Below are 258 nucleotides of genomic sequence, written 5' to 3'. Positions count from 1 at the left end.
GCGGATACACACCGGCCGACGTGTTACCGCCAACCAGACGCACTTGGCTCCGATCGGTATATTCGCGCAGCAGGCTCGTCACGCCCGCGAGCGTCGACGGCCGGCACCAGACATATCCGTCGCGCTCGAAATGCACGGCGCGCGGCGCTCGCTTCAATTCATCGGGAAACGCAACGTTGACCGGCGCAACGCTGTCCACCTTTTCGGCGGGGTCCACGTCGCAGACCATGCAGCCCCTCTCGTCGACGGCAACGTCCC

1 protein-coding gene is annotated in these 258 nt (G+C 65.5%); it reads right to left on the bottom strand.

From position 1 onward, the window contains the following. Positions 1-229: hypothetical protein (locus tag SB752_RS32800; RefSeq protein ID WP_410719563.1), on the bottom strand; the 229-nt coding region annotated here is incomplete at its 3' end. Positions 230-258 lie beyond the last annotated feature (29 nt).

The organism is Brevibacillus sp. SIMBA_040 (assembly GCF_046535075.1).
Classification (GTDB): Bacteria; Bacillota; Bacilli; order Brevibacillales; family Brevibacillaceae; genus Brevibacillus.
The sequence above is the reverse complement of the archived record's forward strand: the minus strand, read 5'-3'. Positions and strand labels throughout refer to the sequence as shown.